Source organism: Sulfurimonas sp. (genome assembly GCF_014859695.1).
In the GTDB taxonomy this organism is placed as follows: Bacteria; Campylobacterota; Campylobacteria; order Campylobacterales; family Sulfurimonadaceae; genus Sulfurimonas.
Genome location: NZ_JACUTS010000091.1, coordinates 1 through 6,347 on the forward strand (window position 1 = coordinate 1; position 6,347 = coordinate 6,347).

Annotated in this window: 8 protein-coding genes; all 8 read left to right on the forward strand. The window is 33.9% G+C overall.

The window, feature by feature from the left end; translation table 11 throughout:
• Positions 1 to 325 precede the first annotated feature (325 nt).
• Positions 326 to 667: a MarR family EPS-associated transcriptional regulator gene (locus tag IBX42_RS10765; RefSeq protein ID WP_294932784.1), complete on the forward strand. Its 342-nt coding sequence runs from the start codon at positions 326 to 328 to the stop codon at positions 665 to 667.
• A 176-nt stretch (positions 668 to 843) separates the two neighbouring features.
• Complete coding sequence (locus tag IBX42_RS10770) at positions 844 to 2,112, forward strand: nucleotide sugar dehydrogenase (protein ID WP_294932786.1); 1,269 nt, start codon at positions 844 to 846, stop codon at positions 2,110 to 2,112.
• 1 nt (position 2,113) lies between these two features.
• Positions 2,114 to 3,076 carry a Gfo/Idh/MocA family oxidoreductase gene (locus tag IBX42_RS10775; RefSeq protein ID WP_294932788.1) on the forward strand — a complete coding sequence of 321 codons (963 nt, stop codon included), beginning with the start codon at positions 2,114 to 2,116 and terminating at the stop codon, positions 3,074 to 3,076.
• Positions 3,077 to 3,136: 60 nt separating this feature from the next.
• Entirely contained in the window at positions 3,137 to 3,424 is a 288-nt protein-coding gene (locus IBX42_RS10780) for a hypothetical protein (RefSeq protein WP_294932790.1), read from the forward strand.
• Positions 3,417 to 3,785 carry a type II toxin-antitoxin system VapC family toxin gene (locus IBX42_RS10785; protein ID WP_294932792.1) on the forward strand — a complete coding sequence of 123 codons (369 nt, stop codon included), beginning with the start codon at positions 3,417 to 3,419 and terminating at the stop codon, positions 3,783 to 3,785. Before IBX42_RS10780 ends, IBX42_RS10785 begins: the two co-directional genes overlap by 8 nt.
• Before the next feature lie 68 nt (positions 3,786 to 3,853).
• Positions 3,854 to 4,444 (forward strand): acyltransferase, encoded by a 591-nt coding sequence (locus IBX42_RS10790; RefSeq protein ID WP_294932794.1) that lies wholly within the window; start codon positions 3,854 to 3,856, stop codon positions 4,442 to 4,444.
• 2 nt (positions 4,445 to 4,446) lie between these two features.
• Positions 4,447 to 5,613, forward strand: coding sequence for a DegT/DnrJ/EryC1/StrS family aminotransferase (locus IBX42_RS10795; RefSeq protein WP_294932796.1), 1,167 nt, complete (start codon positions 4,447 to 4,449; stop codon positions 5,611 to 5,613).
• Positions 5,610 to 6,347 (forward strand): PDDEXK nuclease domain-containing protein (locus IBX42_RS10800; RefSeq protein ID WP_294932798.1); only part of this gene is annotated, 738 nt, incomplete at its 3' end. The genes IBX42_RS10795 and IBX42_RS10800, both read left to right, overlap by 4 nt.

Genomic DNA, 6,347 nt, shown 5'->3' on the forward strand with positions numbered 1-6,347 from the left:
TATAGTACCGTAGTTTGCTTAGGTTTTTACGCACCCAAATTTTTCATTAAATCGAAATTTTCAATAATTACAATTGAACCCTCTGAACAATTATTGAATTAGACCCTGAATCAAGTTCAGGGTGACTGGTAGTTCGTCATTCCAAGCTTGCACCACAGGCATTCCCTTTGGTCACTTGGAATCTAGTTTATGATTTAATCAGAGACTTCAATTATTAACATACGAGTTGAGATTTATTATCACAATTTTTTTCTATTAAATTTAATTCAAAGCTTGGACTAGTTATAATTCAACCATTGAATTAAAATCATGAAAAGGCATTGAATTGACAAACGAAGAGGCTGAGTTGGCTATTTTAAGATCTGTAGATAAAGTGACCAATCAAAAAAGTATAGCTGCTGAGATAGGTTATAGTGTAGGTAAGGTTAATTATGTACTTAATGGACTTATCGAAAAAGGTCTTATAAAAGTTGATAGATTTATAAATTCGAAAAGTAAAGTACAATACAAATATCTTTTAACACCAACTGGAATAAAAGAAAAAATAGCCCTAACAGACAAATTCATCGAAATTAAAAAAGAAGAGTACGATAGACTTCAAAAACAGAAAAAAGAGTATGAAGAGATGTATGATTTGTTAAATCTAAACAAATGTCCTAGTAAATGATGAAGATAGCAATAGCAGGAACGGGGTATGTAGGACTTTCAAATGGACTACTTTTAGCACAAAACAATGAGGTGATAGAGCTACAATATTTGCAAATCTTTTAGCGGCTGGAGCTATCAAACAAAACTGGTATAAAGAGTTTTATACCGATAATAAATCAATAATTGGAGGAAGATTTGAAAGATAAAATTTGTGTCGTAGGACTTGGATATGTAGGGCTTCCGTTAGCTCATGCATTTAGTGAAAAATATGAAATAGTAGGGTTTGATATAAATAAACCTAGAATAGATGAGTTAAATAGCGGTTTTGATAGAACGCAAGAGTTGACAAGCGAGCAAGTCAAAGAGTCTTTAAAAAACGGTATGAAATTTACTCTAAACATTGACGATATAAAAGATTGCAACATCTATATAGTAACTGTTCCTACGCCCATAGACGAAAACAACGAGCCAGATTTAACCCCAATAGTAAAGTCTACTGAAGCCATAGGGAAAATACTCAAAAAAGACGACATTGTCATTTACGAATCTACAGTCTATCCAGGTGTTACAGAAGAGGTATGTGTACCGATACTTGAAAAAGAAAGTGGACTAAAATTTAACGAATCTTTTTTCTGCGGATACTCTCCTGAGAGAATCAATCCAGGAGACAAAGAACACACTGTTACAAAAATACTTAAAATCACATCAGGCTCCACTCCAGAAATTGCAAAAAAGGTTGATAATCTTTATAAGTCTATCATCACGGCAGGGACACACTTGGCACCTACTATAAAAGTTGCAGAAGCTGCAAAAGTTATAGAAAATACCCAAAGAGATGTCAATATTGCGCTTATAAATGAACTCGCTATGATATTTGACCTTATGAATATAAACACTCACGATGTTATAGAAGCAGCGGCAACAAAGTGGAACTTTATCAATCTTAAACCGGGTTTAGTAGGTGGACATTGCATCGGGGTCGATCCATACTATCTGACACATAAAGCACAATCTTTAGGATACATGCCAAACCTTATACTAGGTGCTAGACAAATTAACAACGGCATGAGCAAACTTATAGCAGATAAAGCTATTAAGAAAATGGTTAAATTTGATAAAAAACTAAAAAATGCAAATGTTCTTGTTCTTGGTGTGACTTTTAAAGAAAATTGCCCAGATATGAGAAACTCTAAAGTTATGGATATTATAAAAGAGCTTCAGGAGTTTGAGTGCAGTGTAGAAGTACATGATTACTGGGTTGACAAAAGCGATAAAGAGTCAAAATACCTTAACTTTGTAGATGCGTTACCGTTAAATAGTAGAAAATATGACTCTATAATTGTTGCCGTAGGTCACGATAAATTTAAAGAGATAACAACCGAAGATTATAAAAATATGTCAAACGGCGAACCAATTATTATCGATGTCAAAGGCATCGTAGAAAAACCGACATGGAGACTTTAGTATGAAAAACTTTGCACTCATAGGAGCTTCTGGCTACATTGCTCCAAGACACATGAAAGCCATAAAAGAGACAGGAAACAACCTTGTTGCAGCGCTTGATCCATACGATGGCATTGGTATCATGGATAGTAATTTTCCCCAGGCTGATTTTTTTACAGAGTTTGAGAGATTTGATAGGTTCGTAGATAAATGGCACAGGGATGGCAACAAAAAAATTGAGTATATTGCCATTGCTACTCCAAATTATCTTCATGACAGCCATATACGATTTGCTCTCAAAAGTGGTGCCCATGCCATTTGTGAAAAACCGTTGGTTTTAAACCCTCACAACATCGACCAGCTCAAAGTCATAGAAGAAGAGACCGGTAAAAAAGTTTATACCATTTTACAGCTGCGTTTACATGAATCAATCATTGCACTTAAAAACAAAATAGCTAAAGAGCTTGAGACCAACCCAGATAAAATATACGATTTAGATTTGACTTACTTAACAAGCCGAGGGAAATGGTACTTTGTAAGCTGGAAAGGTAATGAGGCAAAATCGGGCGGTATCGCTTCAAATATCGGTGTTCACTTTTTTGATATGCTTTCATGGATTTTCGGTCCGATTGAAGAGAATGTTGTTCATGTGAAACAAGCTGATGCCAATGCAGGGTTTATGAAACTTAAAAATGCTCGTGTTCGATGGTTCTTATCAGTCAATTATGACTATATCCCTGAAGATGTAAAAGCAACCGGTAAAACTACATACAGAAGTATCACTGTAGATGGTAAAGAGTTTGAATTTAGCGAAGGCTTTACGGATTTGCATACAAGAAGCTATGAACATATCTTAAACGGCGGCGGTTTTGGGCTTGAAGAGGCTAAAAACTCCATCAATATTGTGTCAGAGATTCGAAAACTAGCCCCTGTTGGGCTTAGCGGGGAGTATCATCAGTTTTGCAGAAAAGTAGTTAGTGTTTAAGCTATGTAAAAAGTTTGATATAATATTAAGCAATCAGTAAGCGAATAAAAGGATTTTAAGATGTTAGCTATAAAAATAGATAACCCTGAAATAGAGAACAAATTTAAGCAGTATGCAAAACAGCAAAAGAAAGCTGTGGAAGATTTGGTAGGTGAAGCTCTGAAACTATTTTTAGATATGCAAAGACAAGATGATGAATTGGTTTATGTTAAAAAAGATCCCATGAAACATATTAGAAAAATAGAATATAAATACGACGAAGAATTATGTGATGAAGTTGCTTTGACTCATATTGAAGATAGTGCGCAGTATATTCATGATTTGAGAAGAAAAAAAAGATATGAATAATCTTGTTTTTGTAGATTCTTGCATTGTCATAGATTATATCAATGGTAAGTTAAAATTAGATAAAGATACGGTCGAAAAATATTGCTTCAACTCTATAGTGGATATGGAAGTATTGGTAGGTGTGAAAAACAAAAGAGATTTGAATACTACCAATAAAAAATTAAATCTTTTTAAAAATATCAGTATAGATCAAGAGGTCATGGACCTTGCAAGAAATTTGCTAGAAAAATATGTTTTATCTCATGGTATGAGCATCTATGATTCTATTGTCGCGGCTACTTGCCTTGTATATGATTTGCCACTATGGACACATAATAAAAAAGATTTTAAATATATAGAAGAGTTACAATTAATTGAGTAAAAAGCTTAAATATATGTCGTTTCGAAAAAAATATAACAAGAAATTATAATATCATTAAGGGTAAAGACATGAACACCAACCACTACTACGCTCACGAAAGTGCATATATTGATGACAATGTAAATATTGGCGAAAATACAAAAATATGGCATTTCTCACACATCCTAAGCGGTACAAACATCGGAGCTAACTGCTCTTTTGGACAAAACTGTGTAGTAGGACCTAAAGTAAAGATAGGAAACGGAGTAAAAGCTCAAAATAACATCTCTATTTATGAAGGTATCGAAATTGAAGATGATGTTTTTTTAGGACCCTCAATGGTATTTACAAATGTAACTAACCCTAGAGCTTTTATAGTAAGACGGCAAGAATTTAAAAAAACTGTTCTCAAATATGGCTGCACCGTAGGAGCAAATGCCACTATAGTTTGCGGAGTAACAATAGGTGAATATGCACTTATAGGAAGCGGAGCAGTAATAAATAAGGATGTAAAACCATATGCCCTAATGGTTGGAGTTCCTGCACGTCAAATTGGTTGGGTAAGTAAAGCCGGAAATACACTCAAGTTTGATGAAAATAACATGGCTATTGATAGCTTTGATAATAGCAAATACAAAATAGAAAATGGCAATTTAATCTTAATAGAAGAGAATTTATAAATATGAAAATAGATTTTGCAAACTTACAACATCAACACAATCTCTACAAAGAAGAGATAGAAGAAGCTATCTTAAAAGTAGCAAGAAACTGTAACTTTATTATGGGAAATGAAGTGCAAGAGCTAGAAAAAAGCCTAGAAGAATTTACAGGGGCAAAATATGCCGTAAGTTGCAGCAATGGTACTGATGCGCTTCTTCTTGCGATGATGGCACTAGGCATTGGGGTTGGTGATGAAGTAATAACTACGCCTTTTACTTTTATAGCTACCGCTGAAACTATAGCCTTTTTAGGAGCAACTCCTGTATTTGTAGATATTGATGAAAAAACATATAATATAGACCCATCTAAAATAGAAGCAGCTATAACTCCAAAAACAAAAGCCATAATCCCAGTAAGCCTATATGGACAACCGGCTGATATGGATGCCATAAAAACAATTGCCGACAAGTACTCACACTCACACTCAAAGCCACACAAGATAAGTATTATCATCGATGGTGCTCAAAGTTTTGGAAGTACTTATAACGGCATCACAGATTCAGCACTTGGTGACATCTCAACAACTTCATTTTTCCCTGCAAAACCTTTAGGATGTTATGGAGACGGTGGAGCAGTTTTCACTAACGATGAAGAACTGGCAAACAAGATGAAATCTTTAAGACTCCATGGACAAACTAAAAGATACCATCACAAATACATCGGCATGGGCGGAAGACTGGACACTATTCAAGCAGCAGTGCTTAATGTAAAACTTAAGTACTATCCGAAAGATCTAGCACTAAGACAAGAGGTAGCAGATAAGTATAGTGTGAGTTTGAGTGGTCAGTGTGAGTTAAAAAATATAATCACACCTGCACTCACACCACATACCACAAGCGCATGGGCACAATATAGCATTAGAGTAAAATCAGACCACGTCCACACTTCACACCCACACTCATCTCGAAGAGATGAACTTCAAGAAAAACTAAAAGAACAGGGTATTCCAACAGCAGTTCACTACCCAATGCCGCTACATCTTCAAGAGTGCTTTACATATCTGGGATATAAAAAAGGCGATTTTCCTATTTCAGAAATAGTCTCAGATGAGATAATGAGCCTACCTATGAATCCTTATGTTACTGATGAAGAGATAGGTTATATAGTCGGGAATTTACAACATATATGAAAAAAGAAATTTCAACTATAGATGAAAATTTTACTATTTTTGTAAAAAAGATAAAGAGTAAAATACTCTCTTCACAGTATGAAGCTTTAAGGGCTGTAAATAAAGAGCTTATAAGTTTATATTGGGAAATAGGTAAAAATATAGTTGAAAAGCAAGAGCAGTTTAGTTGGGGTAAATCTATAGTAAAAAATCTTTCAGAAGAGCTTCAAAAAGAGTTTGTGGGAATCAAAGGTTTTAGTGTTCAAAACCTTTGGAATATGAGACAATTTTATCTTAAATATTATCAAAATGAAAAACTCCAACCATTGGTTGGAGAAATTAGTTGGACTAAAAATGTTATCATTTTTCAAAAATGTAAAGATAGTTTGGAACGAGAATTTTATATTAAAACTACTATAAAATTTGGTATGACAAAAGATGTTTTGATAAATCATATAGAGAACAAATCTTATGAAAAATTTCTTTTAAATCAAACAAATTTTGACAATACTATAGTAGAAAAATACAAACATCAAGCTAAACTAGCTGTAAAGGATGAATTTAACTTTGATTTTTTAGAGCTAAGTGATGAATACAGCGAAAGAGAACTAGAACTAGGGCTTGTAAACAATATAAGAGAGTTTTTAGCTCAAATGGGTACAGATTTTTCTTTTATAGGAAACCAATACAGACTTGAGATAGACGACGAAGAGTATTTTATAGATTTACTCTTGTACCATAGAAGACTAAAATCA

What these genes read in the sequence shown, in the direction of transcription:
- IBX42_RS10780 (WP_294932790.1), top strand. Translation starts at nt 3,137, where the DNA reads ATGTTAGCTATAAAAATAGATAACCCTGAAATAGAGAACAAATTTAAG.
- IBX42_RS10775 (WP_294932788.1), top strand. Translation starts at nt 2,114, where the DNA reads ATGAAAAACTTTGCACTCATAGGAGCTTCTGGCTACATTGCTCCAAGA.
- IBX42_RS10795 (WP_294932796.1), top strand. Translation starts at nt 4,447, where the DNA reads ATGAAAATAGATTTTGCAAACTTACAACATCAACACAATCTCTACAAA.
- IBX42_RS10790 (WP_294932794.1), top strand. Translation starts at nt 3,854, where the DNA reads ATGAACACCAACCACTACTACGCTCACGAAAGTGCATATATTGATGAC.
- IBX42_RS10785 (WP_294932792.1), top strand. Translation starts at nt 3,417, where the DNA reads ATGAATAATCTTGTTTTTGTAGATTCTTGCATTGTCATAGATTATATC.